The 20,406-nt window shown below is 39.6% G+C and carries 23 protein-coding genes and 1 riboswitch; of the genes, 11 read left to right on the top strand and 12 right to left on the bottom strand.

Annotation, left to right across the window (positions count from 1 at the left end; all coding sequences use genetic code 11):
• Nucleotides 1-30 precede the first annotated feature (30 nt).
• Entirely contained in the window at nt 31-1,374 is a 1,344-nt protein-coding gene (gene rimO / locus MMO38_RS02220; protein ID WP_241322372.1) for a 30S ribosomal protein S12 methylthiotransferase RimO, read from the bottom strand.
• Between the two features lie 328 nt (nt 1,375-1,702).
• On the opposite strand from rimO, the gene glnL reads away from it, so the two are divergent.
• The 5 genes from glnL to MMO38_RS02195 all read left to right on the top strand — a co-directional run bounded on the left by glnL (nt 1,703) and on the right by MMO38_RS02195 (nt 6,824).
• On the top strand, nt 1,703-2,812 hold the full coding sequence (gene glnL / locus MMO38_RS02215; RefSeq protein WP_005197090.1) for a nitrogen regulation protein NR(II): 1,110 nt from the start codon (nt 1,703-1,705) through the stop codon (nt 2,810-2,812).
• Nucleotides 2,799-4,304, top strand: a complete 1,506-nt coding sequence (gene glnG / locus MMO38_RS02210; protein WP_004670959.1) for a nitrogen regulation protein NR(I) — start codon at nt 2,799-2,801, stop codon at nt 4,302-4,304. The genes glnL and glnG overlap by 14 nt, the downstream gene beginning before the upstream one ends.
• A 152-nt stretch (nt 4,305-4,456) precedes the next feature.
• Nucleotides 4,457-5,098 carry a TetR/AcrR family transcriptional regulator gene (locus MMO38_RS02205; RefSeq protein ID WP_121929288.1) on the top strand — a complete coding sequence of 214 codons (642 nt, stop codon included), beginning with the start codon at nt 4,457-4,459 and terminating at the stop codon, nt 5,096-5,098.
• A gap of 112 nt (nt 5,099-5,210) precedes the next feature.
• Nucleotides 5,211-6,131 carry an ornithine carbamoyltransferase gene (argF, locus tag MMO38_RS02200; protein ID WP_241322369.1) on the top strand — a complete coding sequence of 307 codons (921 nt, stop codon included), beginning with the start codon at nt 5,211-5,213 and terminating at the stop codon, nt 6,129-6,131.
• 168 nt (nt 6,132-6,299) lie between these two features.
• Nucleotides 6,300-6,824, top strand: coding sequence for a protein tyrosine phosphatase family protein (locus tag MMO38_RS02195; RefSeq protein WP_004670953.1), 525 nt, complete (start codon nt 6,300-6,302; stop codon nt 6,822-6,824).
• Here the strand turns inward: MMO38_RS02195 and ispF are convergent.
• Nucleotides 6,812-7,303 (bottom strand): 2-C-methyl-D-erythritol 2,4-cyclodiphosphate synthase, encoded by a 492-nt coding sequence (gene ispF, locus MMO38_RS02190; RefSeq protein WP_005197095.1) that lies wholly within the window; start codon nt 7,301-7,303, stop codon nt 6,812-6,814. The genes MMO38_RS02195 and ispF overlap by 13 nt on opposite strands.
• 98 nt (nt 7,304-7,401) lie before the next feature.
• Here ispF and MMO38_RS02185 point away from each other — a divergent pair, with 98 nt between their 5' ends.
• Nucleotides 7,402-8,049, top strand: coding sequence for a hypothetical protein (locus tag MMO38_RS02185; protein ID WP_241322367.1), 648 nt, complete (start codon nt 7,402-7,404; stop codon nt 8,047-8,049).
• A gap of 50 nt (nt 8,050-8,099) precedes the next feature.
• Here MMO38_RS02185 and MMO38_RS02180 read toward each other — a convergent pair whose 3' ends face one another.
• The 4 genes from MMO38_RS02180 to MMO38_RS02165 form a co-directional block, all read right to left on the bottom strand.
• Nucleotides 8,100-9,344, bottom strand: coding sequence for a D-amino acid dehydrogenase (locus MMO38_RS02180; RefSeq protein WP_241322365.1), 1,245 nt, complete (start codon nt 9,342-9,344; stop codon nt 8,100-8,102).
• Between the two features lie 184 nt (nt 9,345-9,528).
• A riboswitch (glycine riboswitch) is annotated at nt 9,529-9,618 on the bottom strand.
• Between the two features lie 135 nt (nt 9,619-9,753).
• On the bottom strand, nt 9,754-10,245 hold the full coding sequence (locus tag MMO38_RS02175; protein WP_241322363.1) for a hypothetical protein: 492 nt from the start codon (nt 10,243-10,245) through the stop codon (nt 9,754-9,756).
• Nucleotides 10,246-10,356: 111 nt separating this feature from the next.
• Nucleotides 10,357-11,754 (bottom strand): class II fumarate hydratase, encoded by a 1,398-nt coding sequence (gene fumC / locus MMO38_RS02170; protein ID WP_241322361.1) that lies wholly within the window; start codon nt 11,752-11,754, stop codon nt 10,357-10,359.
• A 152-nt stretch (nt 11,755-11,906) separates the two neighbouring features.
• A complete protein-coding gene (locus tag MMO38_RS02165) occupies nt 11,907-12,914 on the bottom strand; it encodes an NAD-dependent epimerase/dehydratase family protein (RefSeq protein ID WP_241322359.1) in 1,008 nt (335 codons plus the stop codon).
• A 67-nt stretch (nt 12,915-12,981) separates the two neighbouring features.
• Between MMO38_RS02165 and tusD the strand changes: the two genes are divergently transcribed.
• From tusD to MMO38_RS02145, 4 genes are read left to right on the top strand one after another with little or no spacing between them, the layout of a single operon-like run.
• The gene (tusD, locus tag MMO38_RS02160) at nt 12,982-13,350 is read left to right on the top strand and encodes a sulfurtransferase complex subunit TusD (protein ID WP_004670937.1); all 369 of its coding nucleotides are present in this window, start codon (nt 12,982-12,984) and stop codon (nt 13,348-13,350) included.
• A gap of 43 nt (nt 13,351-13,393) precedes the next feature.
• Complete coding sequence (locus MMO38_RS02155; RefSeq protein WP_241322358.1) at nt 13,394-13,744, top strand: hypothetical protein; 351 nt, start codon at nt 13,394-13,396, stop codon at nt 13,742-13,744.
• A gap of 11 nt (nt 13,745-13,755) precedes the next feature.
• Nucleotides 13,756-14,040 (top strand): hypothetical protein, encoded by a 285-nt coding sequence (locus MMO38_RS02150; protein ID WP_241322356.1) that lies wholly within the window; start codon nt 13,756-13,758, stop codon nt 14,038-14,040.
• A 35-nt stretch (nt 14,041-14,075) separates the two neighbouring features.
• On the top strand, nt 14,076-14,387 hold the full coding sequence (locus tag MMO38_RS02145; protein WP_004670930.1) for a TusE/DsrC/DsvC family sulfur relay protein: 312 nt from the start codon (nt 14,076-14,078) through the stop codon (nt 14,385-14,387).
• 10 nt (nt 14,388-14,397) lie between these two features.
• Here MMO38_RS02145 and MMO38_RS02140 read toward each other — a convergent pair whose 3' ends face one another.
• The gene (locus MMO38_RS02140) at nt 14,398-15,261 is read right to left on the bottom strand and encodes a DMT family transporter (protein ID WP_004670928.1); all 864 of its coding nucleotides are present in this window, start codon (nt 15,259-15,261) and stop codon (nt 14,398-14,400) included.
• Nucleotides 15,262-15,384: 123 nt separating this feature from the next.
• Between MMO38_RS02140 and MMO38_RS02135 the strand changes: the two genes are divergently transcribed.
• Complete coding sequence (locus MMO38_RS02135; RefSeq protein ID WP_004670926.1) at nt 15,385-16,779, top strand: PLP-dependent aminotransferase family protein; 1,395 nt, start codon at nt 15,385-15,387, stop codon at nt 16,777-16,779.
• 33 nt (nt 16,780-16,812) lie between these two features.
• On the opposite strand, the gene MMO38_RS02130 is transcribed toward MMO38_RS02135, so the two are convergent.
• The 5 genes from MMO38_RS02130 to MMO38_RS02110 form a co-directional block, all read right to left on the bottom strand.
• Complete coding sequence (locus MMO38_RS02130) at nt 16,813-17,295, bottom strand: helix-turn-helix domain-containing protein (RefSeq protein WP_004670924.1); 483 nt, start codon at nt 17,293-17,295, stop codon at nt 16,813-16,815.
• Between the two features lie 174 nt (nt 17,296-17,469).
• Entirely contained in the window at nt 17,470-18,708 is a 1,239-nt protein-coding gene (locus MMO38_RS02125) for a molybdopterin molybdotransferase MoeA (protein WP_004670922.1), read from the bottom strand.
• Nucleotides 18,708-19,631 carry a bifunctional molybdenum cofactor biosynthesis protein MoaC/MoaB gene (moaCB, locus tag MMO38_RS02120; RefSeq protein WP_004670920.1) on the bottom strand — a complete coding sequence of 308 codons (924 nt, stop codon included), beginning with the start codon at nt 19,629-19,631 and terminating at the stop codon, nt 18,708-18,710. The genes MMO38_RS02125 and moaCB overlap by 1 nt, the downstream gene beginning before the upstream one ends.
• Before the next feature lie 17 nt (nt 19,632-19,648).
• Nucleotides 19,649-20,146 (bottom strand): molybdenum cofactor biosynthesis protein MoaE, encoded by a 498-nt coding sequence (locus MMO38_RS02115; RefSeq protein ID WP_004670918.1) that lies wholly within the window; start codon nt 20,144-20,146, stop codon nt 19,649-19,651.
• 2 nt (nt 20,147-20,148) lie between these two features.
• A complete protein-coding gene (locus MMO38_RS02110; RefSeq protein ID WP_004670917.1) occupies nt 20,149-20,400 on the bottom strand; it encodes a MoaD/ThiS family protein in 252 nt (83 codons plus the stop codon).
• Between the last annotated feature and the right edge of the window lie 6 nt (nt 20,401-20,406).

Below are 20,406 nucleotides of genomic sequence, written 5' to 3'. Positions count from 1 at the left end.
ATCTCAAAAATTCTTAAATTTAATCCAAAATCAAGCAGATTTAATCTGAATCAACTTTGCAAATAAATCATATTCATCTGCATCGGTAATTTCGACTTCAAGCAAATCCCCTGCTTTAATCAGGCTTTTATCAATATCTTCAACAAAAACATTACCATCGATTTCTGGTGCATCTGCGTATGAACGTGCAACAGCAACTGGAAATTCGTCTTCTAAGTTATCAACAAGTACAGTCATGGTTTGACCAATTCGTTTTTGCAACTTTTCCGCTGAAATTTGCTGTTGGACTTCCATAAAACGTTCATAACGTTGTTGTTTAATTTCTTCAGGAACATGATTAGGCAGATCGTTGGCTGTTGCACCTTCTACTGGCGAATAAGTAAAACAACCAACACGATCAAGTTGAGCTTCTTTCAACCAATTCAATAAAATTTGGAAATCTTCTTCTGTTTCGCCTGGAAAACCAACCACGAATGTTGAACGAATCACCAAATCAGGGCATTTTTCTCGCCACAATTTAAGGCGCTCTAACGTGTTTTCACTATGTGCTGGTCGCTTCATCAATTTTAAGATACGTGGACTGGCATGCTGAAAAGGGATGTCTAAATATGGCAAAATCTTGCCTTGACCCATCAGGTCAATCACTGCATCAACATGTGGATATGGATACACATAATGTAAACGCACCCAAATTCCAAGTTGACCGAGTGCTTCACACATATCATAGAATTTAGTTTTTACGGGCTGACCATTCCAAAAGTCCAGCTTATATTTAGTATCCAATCCATAAGCAGACGTATCTTGAGAAATCACCAGGACTTCTTTTACACCTGCACGCTTCAGCGCAGCTGCTTCTTCCAACACCGAACCTACAGGACGAGAAACGAGATCACCACGCATACTTGGAATAATGCAGAACGTACAACGATGGTTGCAACCTTCTGATATTTTTAGATAAGCATAGTGTTTTGGTGTTAAACGAACACCTTGCTCTGGAACTAAATCGACAAATGGATTGTGCTTTGGTGGTGCAGGTACATATTCATGTACTGCTTCCATCACATCTTGATATGCTGCCGCACCTGTTACTTTAAGAACATTTGGGTGCATTTGGCGTATTTTATCTTCGTCTTTGCCTAAACAACCTGTTACGATAACTCGACCGTTTTCGCTCATGGCTTCGCCAATCGCGTCTAAAGACTCTTGTACTGCAGATTCAATAAAACCACAGGTATTAACAACAACCAAATCTGCACCGTCATAATCTGATGCAACTTGATAACCTTCAGTCTTTAACTGAGTTAAAATTCGTTCAGAATCTACCAATGCCTTAGGACAACCTAAAGATACAAAACCGACTTTGGGGGTCTTCATGAATCTGCGCTCCACTTGAATCGGCGTATTGTATGACTTTTCTTGGCTTACGCATAGCTGCAAAAACATCTCTTTGTGTAATGCACCAAAATACAACCAATCTTTTAAATAAAATCCATTAATGCACTATTTTAGAACATGCAAATATATTAAATTAAAGCGATGTATGTGAAAAATACCGTATAAATAGATCACTTCATAAATAAGCTATTGAAATTTAGCCAATACAAAGTTGGCGTGCATTTTGCATAAACTACACTTTAGAAGTTAATGGCTATTCATTCAAATTGATATTTATTGCGCCATTTTAAAACAGGACGATTCACAAATGGATCAACACAACACTATCGACTATCGACTCTTAGTAGATAATCTGACAACTGCCATTTTATTGGTCGATAGTAACCTTAATATTTTTTATTTGAATTCTGCTTGTGAAGCATTGTTTGATATCAGTCTACTCCGCGCCTCAAGACAACCCGTCTTGAATTTATTACACGCTCATGATGATTCATTCAATACACACGAAGCTTTATTAAAAACATTAAAAAGCGGACAACATTACACACGTCGTGAAGCAGTGATCAATGTAAGTTTTAAATCAATTCACGTTGATTATACGGTTTCACAACTTAGTACTGGGAAAAACCATACTCCATTATTACTCATCGAACTCAACCCTATTGATCGCATGCTAAAGATTTCCAAAGAAGAAAACTTAGTTCAACAACATCAAGTCGCTCGTCAATTGGTTCGTGGTGTCGCCCATGAAATCAAAAATCCTTTAGCAGGCATTCGCGGTGCAACTCAACTACTCGCACGTAGCTTAAATGATGATCGTTATGGAGAGTTTACCGACATTATTATTAGTGAAGTGGATCGGCTCACCAATTTAGCAGACACCATGCTCGGTTCACGCCAATTGCCAAGTTATGAACTTGTAAATGTGCATGAGCCTTTAGAGCGCGTTAGATCATTAATCACGAATCAAACCAAGAAGAAGATTAAAATTACACGTGACTACGATCTTTCATTGCCCGATGTTATGGCAGACCGTGATCAACTCATTCAAGTCATGCTCAACATTAGCGTAAATGCCGTTCAAGCCATGACAGAAAATAAAGATTTCTTTGTGGATTCTGAACCTGAACTTATTTTACGAACCCGTATACAACGCCTAGTGACCATTAATGGTTCTCTTCATCGCTCAACCGTTCGTGTTGATATTGAAGACAATGGACCCGGTGTACCTGAAAGTATTTTAGAGTCTGTATTTTATCCGCTGGTCACTGGACGAGCGAAAGGTACAGGTCTAGGCCTCAGCATTGCACAAAACATCATGCATCAACATAACGGAATGATCGAGTGTCAATCCGTTTCTGGAAAAACCGTTTTTAGCTTATATTTACCTTGGGAGTCGGACCGTGTCACGAAATAAAATTTGGGTAATAGATGACGATCGTGCCATGCGCTGGGTACTCGAAAAAACTTTCAAAGAAGAAGGTTTTGACGTTACCAATTTTGAAGAGGCACAAACCGCACTAGATCGCTTACATGAAGATGCACCAGATGTCATTCTGACGGATATTCGCATGCCTGGTATTGATGGTTTAACTTTTTTATCTAAAGTTAAAAATACCCATCCTGACCTACCTGTAATCATCATGACTGCTCACTCTGATCTGGAGTCAGCAGTATCTAGCTATCAAACAGGTGCTTTTGAATACCTACCAAAACCTTTTGATATTGATGAGGCATTAGCACTAGTCAATCGTGCTATTTTGCATATCAATAAATTACAACAGCAAGAAGCGACTAAAACCGCAGCAGCAGCACCTATTCAATCCACTGAAATTATTGGTGAATCACCTGCCATGCAGGAAGTCTTCCGTGCGATTGGACGTTTATCACAATCACATATTACAGTGTTGATTAATGGTGAATCAGGGACTGGTAAGGAACTGGTTGCACATGCCTTGCACAAACACTCACCACGTCGCGCTAAGCCTTTTATTGCACTCAACATGGCTGCAATTCCAAAAGACTTAATTGAAACTGAGTTATTTGGACATGAAAAAGGTGCATTTACGGGTGCGAACACCCAACATCAGGGACGTTTTGAACAAGCCAATGGCGGTACATTATTCCTAGATGAAATTGGTGATATGCCATTTGAGACACAAACTCGTTTACTTCGCGTCTTAGCAGATGGTGAATTTTATCGCGTTGGCGGACATGTGCCCGTCAAAGTTGATGTGCGTATTGTTGCTGCAACCCATCAAGATCTGGAAAAGTTGGTGAATGATGGTCGTTTCCGCGAAGACTTATATCATCGCCTAAATGTCATTCGTATTCATATTCCAAAACTTGCACATCGTAGCGAAGATATTCCTATGCTGGCGCAACACTTCTTAGCCCGTGCAGGTAAAGAGTTAGGCGTAAGCCCAAAAATCTTACGTACTGAAACAACCGACTATATGCAACAACTACCTTGGCCGGGAAATGTCCGTCAGTTAGAAAATACCTGCCGCTGGCTTACTGTCATGATTACAGGTCGTGAAGTCTATCCCGAAGATCTCCCTGCAGAACTCAAACAAGTCTCTGTACAGAAAATCTCAAGTGACGCGACATCAACAACTTCTACTACCAGTCCAGCCTTAGTTGACCGAATGGCAGTTCATCACTGGGATGAGTTGTTGTCTCAATGGGCAATTCAAAAACTCAAAAATGGTGAAATGAAGATTCTCGATATCGCCACCCCGATGTTTGAACGCACATTGATCACTGCCGCATTACAACAAACCCGTGGTCGTAAACGCCACGCCGCTGAGCTATTAGGTTGGGGTCGCAACACACTCACCCGTAAACTTAAAGAGCTAGGGATGGATTCAACCGAGGAAGATGAAGAAGAGGAAACCCGCATAGTCTAGCGCTTCAACATCTTTAACAAAAAAAGCGAGTCATTTAGGTGCTCGCTTTTTTGTTTTGTAATGGGAGTGACATATACCTCAATAAGATCACCATACAATGCATATGGTTTTTGCTATAATGAGGATTACCCAACATATGAGTATCGAATACGATGACTGATATTTGTTACCCAAATTGTGAACGACCTCAAACCCGTCGAGGTCAAGAACGTCGCCTTGCCTTACTTCTTTGTGCAACCGACATGTTTCTTGAGAAAGGTTATGATGCTGTCTCTTTGGATGATATTGTCAATCATGCTGGTGGATCCAAGACATCCATCTATAAATATTTTGGAAACAAAGAAGGGCTTTTTAGCGCAATTTGTGATTACCGAAGAGAGGTTTTCTTTAACGGGGTCTGCTTACCTTATGCCTCAGAAAAGATCAGCTTAAAAAATTACTTATCTAAGACGCTCCAGCGCTTTTACCAACATATTATTCAACCTGAAAATATCGCATTTATGCGTATGTTTACCGAGCAATCACAAAAAGATGCACAATTAGCAAATTATTTTTATAACAAATGTGCCTCCAACATTCAAAACACGATCGCTTTTGCGCTTGAACAAGCACATTCAGACAATGAGATTTTTTGTTCACAACCCCATTTTTCAGCCACGATGTATTTTGGGATTCTACGTGATGTAGAGTGGCGTATTTTGATGGGTCTAGACGTGTCAGATAATGATGCTGAAATATTTGATTATATTAATTATTCTGTAGAACTATTCTTAAAAGCTCATCAAAAGGTCTAATTCTTTTGCATTTTTTTAGACCTATAGTATAGTAGTCAATTCTTTTTTATTCACCACCCAATAAAGAGCAATTAGTTATTGTTTTTATTCAATAATTATTGTGGGAGTAACTATGGCGCTTCGGCATTTTCTAACTTTACGTGACCTATCTTCTTTGGAACTGCAACGCATTTTAGATCGCGCGCATGAACTTAAGCGTATGCAACATAGCAATACGGTATATCAACCTTTTGTTGGTAAAGTTTTGGGAATGATTTTTGAGAAATCGAGTACGCGTACACGTATTTCTTTTGAAGCTGGTATCGACCAGTTTGGTGGTAGTGCTATCTTTTTATCTCCACGCGATACCCAATTGGGCCGTGGTGAACCAATTGAAGATTCTGCACGTGTTATTTCAAGCATGCTTGATATCGTCATGATCCGTACTTTTGGTCATGACATTGTCGAACGTTTTGCTTCTTACTCAAAAGTTCCTGTCATCAATGGTCTCACTGATGATCATCACCCTTGCCAATTACTCGCTGACTTACAAACCTTCCAAGAACATCGTGGCAGCATCGAAGGTAAAACAGTTGCGTGGATCGGTGATGGCAACAATATGTGTAACTCATATATTGAAGCAGCACATATGATGGGCTTTAAACTAAAAATTGCTGCGCCTGAAGGTTATGAACCACAAGCGAAATTTTTAGCCGAATTTGCCGATTGTGTTGAAGTTTTCAACAAAGCCGAAGATGCAGCCGTTAATGCTGACTTGATCGTGACCGATGTTTGGGCAAGCATGGGCCAAGAAGAAGAGCAAAAACTTCGTGAGAAATCGTTTGCTGATTTTCAAGTCAATGAAAAACTCATGGACTTGGCTCATCCTGATTGCTTATTTATGCATTGTTTGCCAGCACATCGTGGTGAAGAAATCTCTGAAAATATGCTTGATCATAAAAATGCCGTTGTTTGGGATGAAGCAGAGAATCGCTTACATGCACAAAAAGCATTGATGGAGTTCTTACTGAACGAGAATCTAAAAAAAGGTTAATTGCCAGTATCAAAAAACAGCATCATTTGATGCTGTTTTTTTGCATCTTATATTTTTTATTTGAGCCTTATAAATTGAACACTTAAATAAAAACACTTATAGTAATCCATGCCCTTTAGATTAAGTTTCTCTTTATAAGAAAACTTCAATGACGACACAGCGGATCTTATGACGACACTTGAGCAAGCTTTATCTGAAATACCAAGTTTCTCCGTGGTGCATGAGCATTTATTTAGCTCAGCTCAACCAACTGCAGAACAATTACAGCAGATCAAAGAGTATGGTTGCAGTACAGTCATTAATCTCGCAACCAGCAAATCCGAGAACCATTTACTCAAACAAGATCAAATTTGCTTAGCGCTTGGATTAAATTATATGCATATCCCAATCGACTGGGACATGCCTTGTTCAGAACAATGCCTTTTTGTATTGGATCTCATTGATCACTTAGTACAAAACGAAGTCGTTTGGTTACACTGTGCTAAAAATATGCGTGTGAGTAGCCTCATGTATTTGTATCGCCAATTCTATATGAACATTGACCTACCAGAAGCCCAAGAACTGTTACACCAGATCTGGGAACCAAACGAGACTTGGACTGGTCTAATCCATAGCATTGCTTTACAACTCCAAGGCCGTAAAGCAACTCAAGAATTGCAACAAGCTTTGATTAATACAGATCATTTTGCTTGATGTGAAATCAATACTGTAGCTGTTGCTAGGATGCCTTCTTGGCGACCAGTAAAACCAAGTTTTTCAGTGGTTGTGGCTTTAATACTAATTTGCGTCACCTCGACATCTAGCACATCTGCAATACTTTGACGCATTTCTAGATTATGTTTAGCCAGTTTCGGACGTTCACAGGCAACTGTGATATCAGCGTTATTTAAATGATAACCACGATCCAAAATCAACTGATAAACATGTTTCAGCAGCACACGACTATCAGCACCTTTATATTCTGGATCAGTATCAGGAAAGTGTTGCCCAATATCCCCTAAAGCCAAAGCCCCCAATAAAGCGTCGCTTAGTGCATGCAAAACTACATCACCATCTGAATGTGCTTTTAAACCGTGTGTATGAGGGATTTGAACACCTGCCAAGGTTACAAAATCACCTTCTTCAAAAGCATGTACATCTATCCCTTGTCCAATACGAATCTGAGCAACCATAACATTTTCCTTTTACAATATACCGAACAAATCTTGTATTCAGGCTTTCTATTTCGCTATAGTACGTTGAGCAAATTAGACTGAAAGTATAAGTGATTATGCTGTTGAACATGGTAAGAAATCAATTAAAGAAAGCAGGTTATATCATCGCATTGGGTTGTTTCTGCTCAACATATACATTTGCCCAATCTATCGATTGCTCTAGTCGCAATTCTGACCTCAAAATCATATGTTCCAAGCAATATAATGAGCACCGACTAAAACTCAACGATAAATTTTTAACGGCTTATCTAGTCACTGATGCCCCTCTGCAACTTTTACACGATACTCAAAAGTTATGGTTAGGCCAAATACGAAAATGTAAATCGAAAGCATGTTTTCAACAGCAGTTCGATGCGCGTTTTGATGATTTGAATTTTTATACGTCAATGAATCAAACGCTCACACAGCACTATTTAAAATACGAACATGGCAAACTTGCAGCGCAACCTGTTCATTTACAGATTCATCAGCTCGACAAAGACAAACTTAAAATTGAAGGGATCGCCTATCGAAATCCTAACAATCGTTTGGAAACACAAACATTATCTTTGCTTGCTTATAGCACCCCGAATGAGAAAAATCAGATTACCGACAACGAGAAGATGTGCCAATATCATTTTGATTTTCAGAAAGCTTTATTGGTGATAAAAACCGAACAAAAAGGTTGCGAACGCTTTGCAGGTATTTATCGCTTATATGATTGATCTCAAAATGACGAATATGAAGCCGATGTATCCATCGGCTTCATAAAAACTTAGCTTGGAAACTTCTGCGCAATTTCTTGGCTTATCAAAACTGCCGTAGCGGCAGATAATGTCCAGCCTAGATGACCATGTCCTGTATTGTAAAACACGCGCGATTGCTTACCTTGTCGCACCACTGGCAACATATTTGGCATCATCGGACGCAAACCCGCCCAAGGCACAACATGCTCTGTTGAAATATCAAAATTTTGATTGACCCAATTAACCAAAGGCTGGATGCGATCAGCACGGATATCACGGTTATAACCATTGAACTCCGCTGTTCCAGCAACACGAAAACGATCAGCACCCAATCGCGAAGTCACAATTTTTGCGCTTTCATCCAATAAGCTGACCCAAGGTGCATTGTTTACACTACGCTCGTCGTTAAGCTGGACTGTAATTGAATAACCTTTTACAGGATAAACATTAATCGTATCTCCAAGCATATCGGCCAATTGATAGCTACCGACACCACCACAAACCACAATCAAATCTGCTTCGATTTCAGTGATCTGCTCTGAGTCAGGATGAGTATTTTCCGAGCTGTTTTTACACTGGACGATCACTTTATCTTGTAAACATTGAACATCAACCACATCCAAACCAAAGCAATATTTCGCACCATACTCTTGGGTTTTTTCAGCTAAACCCACAGAGTATTTATGAATATCTCCTGTTGCATCTCCAGAAGTGTAGTATCCACCAAAATATGTACCTGTTAAATTGGGTTCAATTGCCTTCATTTCTTCGGGCGTGATCGCATTACGTTCCAGTTTCCCTTCGACTAACACATCATTCACTTTTTTTGCGATTTCAAAGTCTTCTTTGGTATGGTACATGTGCAAAATACCACGTTTTTCCAAATCAAAAGAAATGTTCTCTTTCTCTGCAATTTCAAATAAACGTTGTCTCGCCAATAACGCTAAACGTACAGTCTCAATGGTGTTAGCTTTATAATTTTTAATGTGAGTCAAAAACTCAACGAGCCAGCGATATTTGTGCACACTAAAAGATGGATTGAGCAATAATGGTGCATCTTTTTTGCCCATCCATTTCATACCTTTCAGCACAGTTGCTTTTTGATTCCAAACTTCGGCGTTACAGGCAGATAACTGCCCACCATTGGCAAAGGATGTTTCCATTGCTGGAAATAAGTGTCGATCTATTACCGTCACCTCATAACCGAGTTTAATCAATTCATAAGCAGACGTTACACCCGTAATCCCCGCACCAATTACAACAACATGTGGCATAGCAAACTCCTAGAAATGCATAACATTCCTTAATGCGTAGCCCCATCTGTCATGGTACCTGAGAGTTTTGGCAGATGATTACCAATTAATCATTGAGCCTTCCCCTTCGGTGAGTGTTTTTCATAGAAGAAATAAATTAAAATATATGTTTCTACAAATTGAGCACTGCTCTCCAGATTGTATGTCTATTATTACAGTCCTTCTGCCTGAGAGTTTCCGGGGTCGTTGCTCCTTCGGCGAGTTCATTGAAGAACTTCTCTCCCGCAATAATATTTATATCCCTACAAGCAATATATATGCCGCTTGAAAATTCAGACACTAAAATCTTGTAACTGTTTGTATATGTATGTTTTTTCTAGGTCAACATGATTAATCAAAAAAAAGCAGACCCTAAGTCTGCTTTCCGTCATTAAAATTTACATTGCAAAATTTGCTCTGAGAATTGCCCTTTCCATTGCTGGCGCAATGTAGGTAAATAGAACTTTTCTCCAATCGTTACCAGTTCTGCATCGATCAACGCATGAATTTCATGCATCAACACATAGTCCAACGCAAGTAATGACAGTTGAGTTTGTTTTTGTGCAATCCGTTTACGTTGAGTTTGGGCTTTTTTTACCAGCTCATTTGCAAAATCTTTATCTTTATATGTGGTAATTGCACTTAAACGCAATTCGATAACACCCCAACCTTCCAGTAACTTTTTAAAAATTTCAAAATCTTTTGAATTGGCTTCCCACGTTAAATTTTCTAAGTCGTTATCATCAGGCAATACTGGCAATAATAAATCAACGGTACTTGGAAATATTTTCTTTAAATTCAACAGAAACTTAACAGGGTTTTCATGAGACAGACCAGAATATTGAATATGAGTTTGAGTATCTGTTAAATAAATATTAAGCATAGTAAAACAATGGTCTAGTCAATCAAACCAATATTGTACGCAGTTCACTTTGTAAAAACCACTCATAAAAAAGTCCCCCCATAAATGAGAGGACGTACAATTAAGATAAAATCACGACTTACTGTTCGGCGATACCATATTTTCAGGCTTAACAACCTCATCAAATTGCTCAGCGGTGACCAAACCTAATTCAACTGCCACCTGTTTTAAGGTTTTATCTTCTTTATAGGCTGTTTTGGCAACTTTGGCTGAGTTTTCATAGCCAATCACAGGATTCAATGCAGTGACTAACATTAAAGAGTTATGTAAGAAATGGTCAATTTTCTCACGATTTGGCTCGATGCCCACCGCACAATGATCGTTAAAACTATTACATGCATCACCCAGCAACTGAATCGACTGTAATAAGTTATAGGCAATCACAGGCATAAATACATTTAATTCAAAGTTACCAGATGCACCTGCCACATTGATAGTCGTATCGTTCCCTAATACTTGAGCAACCACCATGGTCATGGCTTCGCTTTGAGTCGGATTGACTTTACCCGGCATAATGCTTGAGCCAGGTTCATTCTCTGGAATACGAATCTCACCAAAGCCACAACGAGGACCACTCGCCAACCATCGAATATCATTCGCAATTTTATTTAAACTCGCAGCCAAGGTTTTTAATGCACCTGATGCAAATACGGCTGCATCGCGTCCAGCTAAAGCTTCAAATTTATTCGGCGCAGTGATAAATGGAAGTCCCGTAAGCGTAGATAACTGCTCTGCCGCTTTGACTGCATAATCAGGATGGGCATTTAAACCTGTACCGACAGCCGTACCACCCAAAGGTAATTCATATAAACCAGCAAGTGCTTGATGTAGACGCTTCACGCCATGCTCTAATTGTGAAACATAACCACTAAACTCTTGTCCTAAAGTCAGGGGGGTCGCATCTTGTAAATGTGTACGACCTATTTTGACGATATCATTAAACTCATCTGATTTACGCTGTAAAGTAACTTTGAGTTTTTCAACTGCTGGAATGAGCAGCTCATTGATTTGAAGACTTGCCGCAACATGAATCGCAGTGGGGAAGGAGTCATTGGTGGATTGAGCACGATTGACATGGTCATTCGGATGTACAGGATTTTGTGCACCGAGTGCTTGTCCCAATTTCTGATTGGCTATATTGGCAATGACTTCATTACAATTCATATTGCTTTGCGTGCCTGAGCCTGTTTGCCAAACCACCAAAGGAAACTGTGCATCCCATTGTCCAGCAATGACTTCTTCAGTAGCACCGACAATATATTCGCTCAGATCTTGAGGAAGTTGTTTCAGCTCAGCATTGGTGATTGCGGCTGCCTTTTTGACCAAGCCCATTGCACGTATCATTGCGCGTGGTAAACGCTCTTGACCGATCTTAAAGTTCTGTAAACTTCTTTGCGTTTGCGCACCCCACAAGGCTTCATTGGGAACTTCAATCTCCCCCATGGTGTCGTGTTCAATTCGCATTTGCATATCATCAACCTCTGCTCTATTTGGTTAAAATTTTCACGGGCTGAAGCAAATAGATGCTTTGGCTAGCTCAGTCGTAGAATATCTCTATAAATGTCCGACAACAGGCATCATTATCGTCAAACAGGTCATTATTGTAAATAAGAATCATTAACTTAATTACCTTTTAAAGTATTGAGATAAAATCTCCATTCATCTTCAAGCATTCTAGTTAAGGAACGTTTCGGTTCCCAATTCAGTACTTTTTTTACCTTATCAATATTTGCGCCTAACTGAGCCAACTCCTGATTTTGATAAACTGCTGGCTGAACACGAATCTCAGCCTGCGTCACTTTTGCGATTTCATCTAATAAGCTTTGAATAGAAGTTAGCTGCGAATGTGCAATGTTAAAAGACTCTAAACAATTGCTTTGTGTTTCTAACCAATTCATCGTCATCAATATCGCATCACAAGCATCTAACACATGTAAGAAACTACGCTCTACCGTGTGATCCGTTGTTTCTGCTTGGTTTTGCAACTCGATACAATCTCTTTGCATCGCTGCAACTTGTAAAGCAAGAGGCACAATATTTTTAGGGAGTTGAGTAACATACTCACCCAATACGCCATGCTCAAATGCACCAACAATATTGGATAAACGAAAATTCACGATTTTCCATTCGTGATCAACTTTATAGGTATCGGCTATAATATCTTCAACGATTTGTTGGGTTCGAATATAAGGATTGGCAGAACGATAATTAAATTCTGTGTCCTCTGATAGCTGAGAATCAGACTTCCCGTAAACAGCCAAACTAGATAAATTCAACAACTGCCTTACACCCATTCGTTGCATGGCACGTAATAAACTCATGATACAACTGACATTGTCGTTATAATACTCAAGCGGTTTCAAAGCAGATTCTTCGAGAGATTTAAAACTTGCAGTATGAATAACAGTATCGATTGAGTATTGTTCAAATACTTTATTTAGCGCTGGTGTATTACGAACATCCAACTTTACAAATGGAATATACATACCTGAGATATATTCCAATCGCTCTAAGGTCTGTAAGGTAGAATTAGCTAAATTATCAACAATAACTATTTCTTTCCCTTGAGCTAATAAACTCAAAGCAATATGTGAACCGATAAAGCCTAAACCACCTGTCAGCAAAATCATTGTATAATTACCTTCTTTTTAATTATGCCCACCTTCATTTCGCCTATATGACCATAGTGAATATTCAATGAGTACACTACTGCTAATTACTTCTGCGCCTACTTCAGTAATGGCTTGGCACGCATTCGGTTTAGCGCAAGCATTACGAGATAAGCATGAAGAAATTCGTGTCTTCTTTTACCAAGACGGTGTTCAGGTTGCGAACGATTTACAGTGGTTTCCTGATGATCAACGCAATCTGAAACAAGAATGGCAAAAGCTCGGCATTCGACTCCCTGTCTGTGTCAGTGCTGCCCTTGCTCGGGGAATTACTGATGCGAGTAATGCACAACGCCATTCACTTCAACATCACAATCTAGCGCAGGGTTTTGAGCTAGTTGGACTAGGTGAGCTTGCTGATGCAGTGCAAGATTGTTCTCGTCTAATTCAATTTTAATTTAAGTTCTTTAATAGAGTGTTGCTTTTAAAAGGTAAATTGTGTGAAATCTGTACTTGTCATCCTAACGCAGCCCAATTTAACCAGTTTGCAGGTCAACGAAAGTTTGTCTGCAACTATGGTTTTAGCAACCTTTGGTATTTCTGTCAAAGTTTTATTAAAAGACGCGGCACTAAGTTTATTGAACAATCAGTTAACATTCGATCAACTCAAGCATGCGTTTAAAGTCGCATCAAATATGGTCGAAAGTTTTGAGTTTTATGATTTAACGCCTATTTTGATCGAAACAAAAAATCAACAACTCAGTGTGATTCAAAATACTGAACAAGACATCGAATTTATTGAACTCAATCCACAGTTCATTCAATTATTTGACCATGTATTGTATTGGTAAGGAATCATTCGATGCAAAATACAACTTTATTTTTGATCCAGTCACCCTATTCACAACTTGATAAGATGTGGGCAGATTTATGTCAAATGGCTCAAACTGATGACTCGATTATTATTATGGGTGATGCAGCGTTGCATATCCCCCAAACTATTTTAGATCGTTTTTTTCATCTTTATTGTTTAAGCAGCGAGCAAAGCTTATTAAATGTTGAAATTAAAGAGTATGTGAAAATCATAGAATATACTCAATTCGCTGATTTAGTTTTACATTTTGATCGCTGTGTGACGTTGAAATAATCCATTTCCAGTTTTAAATTTACTTAGGCTATTTTATGCAATTAGAGTTAGATCAAGATGGTCATTTGCTTGATTATACAATTTGGAATCAAGAAGTCGCTCATGAATTGGCTAAATCTTTGGATTTAGAACTAACAGCATGGCATTTTGAAGTGCTTCATGCGGTACGTCAGTTTTACCAGCAATTCGGGCACTCACCAGCAACTCGTCCATTGATTAAATTTCTAATGAAAACGGTCAGTCCTGAAATTAATAATGCGGAACTACAGCAGCGATTTAATACAGGTTTAGTTGCTCGTCATTTGAGTCGTTTGGCTGGCGTTCCTAAACCTGCAAATTGTTTGTAATCCTTTTGAATCAAGCAAATTTCTTAGCACAAGTCACACAAGCAATGACTGCTACGGTCACCACAAACATGGTCATACTTACCTGCTCATGTAAGATGACTGCTGCAATCGCCAACCCAAATATCGGTTGTAATAGTTGTAACTGCCCGACTGCCGCAATACCACCAAGTGCCAATCCCTTATACCAAAAGAAAAAACCGATAAGCATACTGAAAATGGATACATAAGCTAAGCCCAATGTTGCAGACCATGAAATTTGTTCAAAACTGGTAGGGATATACAAATAAGAAATAACAAGCATGATGGGTAACATCAAAATAAGTGCCCAACAGATCACTTGCCAACCACCTAAATGTTTTGACAGCTTTCCACCCTCAGCATACCCAAATCCGCAGAGTATGATGGCTAGCAGCATAAAAATGTCACCATAGTTAAATAGCCAACTTTGGGTTTGAATCAACATAAAAGCAAACACAAGTGCTGCCCCTAAGATTGCAAATAACCAAAATGCAAAATTAGGCCGCTCACCGCCTCGTAACACACCAAAAATGGCGGTGGCCAAAGGCAATAATCCTACAAAAACGATGCTATGGGCAGCACTAACATATTGCAGCGCTAAAGCAGTAAACAGTGGAAAGCCGATAACAACACCAATTGCAACATACAATAGCGGCATCCAGTCTTTTTTCTCAGGTAATTTTTGACGTGATAAGAGGATTAAAATTAGCCCTAGCACCCCTGCAATCGCAGCCCTTGCGGCAGTTAAAAATGTCGGACTAAAATCCATGACTGCAACACGTGTTGCAGGTAAAGAGCCCGCAAATATCACGACACCTATGAGTCCATTCACCCAACCATTGCTTAAAAACTTCATTTCATCACTCCACATCTATATGGAGAATTTAAACTGTGTTAAGGTTTATGTACCACACACAGTACAGTACAATTTTAAATAACCGTACTGTATAAATCACCAATACAGTTCAAGAGCGAATGGATGAAAACAACAAAAATTGATTTCGTTATACAACATGTCCATGAGCAGATTAAAAATCGTTCATTGATGCCTGGTTCGAGATTAATGTCTGTACGTGCTTTGGCTAGTCGACTTAATTTATCGATCTCAACAATTGTTGAAGCATATGAACGCCTTGCCGCTCAAGGCCTAATCGAAGCTAAAACAGGTTCAGGGTATTTTGTTGCAGGTCCTCTCGCGCCATTATCTATTTCGGAAATTCACCCTAAGATAGATCGAAACATTGACCCATTATGGATTTCAAGACAAGCATTAGAAGCAACACAAGATGTTCTGAAACCTGGATGCGGCTGGTTACCCGATGATTGGATGCCTCATGAAAATATTCGTAAAGCGGTTCGAAAAATTTCAAAAGCCAATGCAAAAATCCTGACCGATTATTCAACCCCGCTTGGTCTACCTGCATTACGTGAGCTACTTTCACGTAAAATTTTAAATAAAGGAATCGAAGCCAGTCCAAATCAAATTTTACTCACTGACTCTGGCACGCAAGCGATTGATTTAATTTGTCGCTATTTTTTAAAACCGAATGATGTCGTTCTCGTCGACGATCCTTGTTATTTTAATTTTCATGCGTTACTTAAAGTTCATCAAATACAAATCGTTGGTGTACCTTATACGCAAACGGGTCCTGATATAGCAGCATTCTCCCAAGCAATTAAAACCTATAATCCTCGTTTATACATAACCAATTCAGCAATTCACAACCCAACTGGCGCAATATTAACTGCTTCAACGGCGTATCAAATTTTAAAGCTGGTTGAACAATCCAATTTGATTGTAGTCGAGGATGATATTTTTGCTGATTTAGAATTACATACAGCGCCACGACTTGCTGCACTGGATGGATTATCACGCGTCATACATATTGGGAGTTTTTCTAAAACCTTGTCTGGTTCGGTTCGAACTGGATATCTCGCCACTAAATCTGAATGGATTGAAGATTTAACCGATATAAAGATCGCAACTTGCTTCGGTGGCAATCAGTTATCAGCTGAAATCTTATATACAGCATTAACGGATGGGAATTATCGAAAGTATTTAGAGGAATTAAAAATACGCTTGTCCAGAGCAATGGATTCAACCATCAAGCAATTAGAAACACTCGGCATAAAACCTTGGGTTAAACCACAGGCAGGAATATTTCTATGGTGCAAATTAGCAGATCATTTGGACAGTACTCGTATTGCCAAAACCTGCCTTGAACATGGTGTAATTTTGGCGCCGGGAAATGCATTCAGCCAAAGCCAAAATTATCAAAATTTCATTCGTTTTAATGTCGCACAATCTTTAGATCCAAAGATTTTCGATGTTCTATCCCATGCAATTCAAGATGAAATAAAACGACAAAAATAGGGTGATGGCTGAAATGCCAAAAGACCCTAAAAATCATGCACTTTTTTGCCTTTGATCCATAAATGCAAAATAACCTGGCCCAGCTGTCGCCCGTACATCTTTAACTTGAATAGGCTCGTCACATTCTGAGCAGACCATTCTAGGTATCATTTTCTTTCCACAGTGCTTGTGAGTAAACTCAATCGGCTTTCCAAGCCCCATATCCATCCATTTATCCGCCCATTGTACCATCGACAACATAATCGGATATAAGTCTAAACCTTTGTCTGTCAATCGGTATTCAAAACGCTCCTGTCGCTCCACATAGGGAACTTTAACCAGAATACCATGTTCAACTAAACGCTTTAATCGTTCAGAAAGAACATGTCGTGTTAAACCCAAGCTACGTTGGAAATCATCAAAACGATGGATACCCATAAACGCATTACGCAAGATCAACATCGTCCATCGATCACCCAGCACAGAAAGCGCTCGCGCAACTGAACAAGGTTGATCACCGATTTCTTCCCATTTCATTATTATCACCAAATCATTATTTTAAAGTTTTAAAAGACATTGAACCTTGTCTTGAACCGTAAGCTTAGAAACTAAGCAATATAAAATACAGTAACGACCTCAGCGATCAGATGCAATATTGGTACTGAGCTAAAAGTGAAAAAAAACAATTAGTTTACAGAATACAATCAAATCCTAATCGTGAATAAATAGCCCAGAGACCAGTTGTCCTGCTTCTATTTTAATATTGGCAGGAATACGAACCAAACAATTTGCATGCATGAGATTACTCAGCATATGAGATTGCTGTTTAGCCAAGCTTTGTAGTTTAAGTTGCCCGTATTCAAAGTAGGCATGCATTCTCAAAAAACGTTCACGCGCATCTGATTTGAGTTCATGCGTCAGGACAGCGCTAAACCACTCTAGTGGCTGATCTTGATTTTGTAGAGCATCTAATAAAGTTTTGCCATAAATCTGCATTGCTACATATACGGCGGCTGGATTTCCCGGTAATCCAAGTAAATAACAAGGTTGGCCCTCACCATTTAGTGGCTTATATTCTGCAAAAAACAGCGGTTTACCCGGTTTTTGTTTTACTTTCCAAAAAACTTGCTCAAAACCCGTTTCAAATGCACAAGGACGTACAAAGTCATAATCTCCAACTGAAACACCGCCAGTGGTAATAATCACATCATACTGTTGTTTCAACTGTTCAAAGCAGTGTCTGACTTGTTCTGCTTCATCAGCAATATGCAAAATCTCCACATCTAGCCCATAATCATTGAACCATGCTTTCAACAATGGGCCATTAGCATCGAAAACTTTACCTGCTTGTAAATCCGCTGTCGTTTCCGCAACTTCATCACCTGTAACCACAACGGCAACTTTGGGCACACTAAACACATCGATGGTTTGTACGCCAGCCATACTCAGTGCAGCAAGTGCACCAATATTAATTTTCTGGCCAACATCAGCCAATTGTTGGCCAACTTGGATTTCTTCACTAGTAAATCGAATATCTGCTTCTGGTTTGATATGTTCAGCTAACCGAATTTTAGCATCAGACTCAACAACGACGATTTCCTGTCGTGCAACATGTGTTGTACCTTCAGGAATTTTTCCGCCTGTAAATATCCGAATCGCTTGCCCCTGCTGCAACGGACGATCAGATACACTTCCTGCTTTGATTTCGCCCTTCAGCTCAAAATAAGCGTCTTGGAGATACTCAAGCGAAGTATTCAACGCATAGCCATCGACTGCGCTTTGCGAAAAATTAGGGAGATTCACTTCTGAATACACAGCTTTGGCTAAATAACGATTAAGACATTGCCCTAAAGGCAATGTCTCTGTCGCAAGTACTTGAGGTCGTGTTTGAATCAGTTGTAATGCTTCATCAATACTGATTAAACCTTTTTCAGCACCACATCCAGACATTATTCATAACCTCCAGGATGAGGTAAGTCACGGCACACATCAAAAATATGGACTAACGCTGGTAAAATTGCGGCCATTGATTCACTTGCGCCACCGCGACTACCCGGTAAAGTCACCACCAATGAACGATCAATAAAACCAGCAACACCACGAGACATCGCAGCATAAGGGGTACGTCTTTGACCAAATGCACGAGAAGCTTCCATCAAACCATCTAATTTACGTTCCATGAGAGGTTCAAGTGTATCGACGGTAATATCACGCTTACTAATCCCAGTACCGCCTACCGTCATAATACATGCATAGGACTTGGTCAGCTCTAAAACCAAATCTTTCAACTGATCTGGTTCATCGGCTAAGATTTGATAATGAATCGGATCAAATCCAGCCTCAGTCAAAGTATCAACCACGGATTTACCCGCAGTATCAGGTTTACGCCCTGCTGCAACCGTGTCAGAAAGAACAATCACAGCCGCCGAAACTGGCTGACGCAAGGTGCGTTTAAAGTGAGACTTACCACCTTTTTTCTTCAGCAACTTACACTGATCTAAACAAAGTTCGTCAGGCTCACAATGTGGTTTTAACATATCGTAAATGGTCAACCCAGCTAAACTCGCAGCGGTTAACGCTTCCATCTCAACCCCAGTTGGCCCAATGGTTTCTACCGTAGTCAAAATCACGACATGATCATCTTGTAGGTCATATTCCACATCAGCACGATAGATCGGTAAAGGATGACACAGTGGAATAAGTTCATCTGTGCGTTTCGCCGCCAAAATACCTGCGATACGGGCTGTTTTCAAGGCATCGCCTTTTTCGGTATTTCCATCACGCAGCAACTGAATACAATGTGGTGGTGCATATAAAATTGCTTGTGCTTCTGCGACACGATAACTTTCAGGTTTCATCCCAACATTTTTCATTTTAACTTCCTAAAACCTTATTCGTGTGTATGCTCATGTGTGCAATGGCTATGAACATGAGGTTGAGTCTCGACTTCAGTCGTATCTTTGCGGATACAACAACCCTCAACATATTGGCTGGTGCCATCCATAAAGAATTCCTCTTTCCAAATCGGCACTTCATGCTTGACCCGTTCCACTGCTTCTTCGCAAGCCTGAAATGCTTCACGGCGATGAGCAGCATAAGCAATCGCAATAATCGCGGTTTCGCTGACATCCAAAAAGCCGATACGATGCATAACTCGCACATATGAAACCTGATATTTATCTTTTATTTGCTGCTCGATCTCACGAATCATTTTTTCAGCGACGGGTGTATAAGCCGTATATTTTAAGGCTTTAACCGCTTTTCCTTCATGATGATTACGCACCGTACCAACAAAAATATCAATACCACCACATTCAGGAAAGCTTTGAATTGGATCAAAACAATCTAAACGTAAAGCTTGATCTTGAACTCTAGCAAATTCACGCATTTTTATCCTCCTGCGACTGGTGATAACAGCACTAATGTACATGAAGAAGCCAATGCTGTTTGTCGAGCTACGATGTCCTCCCCAATAGCACAAGCGCATTTTTCCATCGCGGTTGCAGACTCAGGATAAAGTGATACTACATGTGTGAGCACATCTTGAACCAATTGACCAGCAGCAAACTCAAATGCCAATGCCTTTGGTAATAATCGCTCTATAGCACCAAAGGCTTCAATTTTAATTTCAACAGTTTGCATTTCTTC

Source organism: Acinetobacter sp. NIPH 1852 (assembly GCF_022549455.1).
Classification (GTDB): Bacteria; Pseudomonadota; Gammaproteobacteria; order Pseudomonadales; family Moraxellaceae; genus Acinetobacter.
This window is presented reverse-complemented; position numbering and strand designations above follow the sequence as displayed.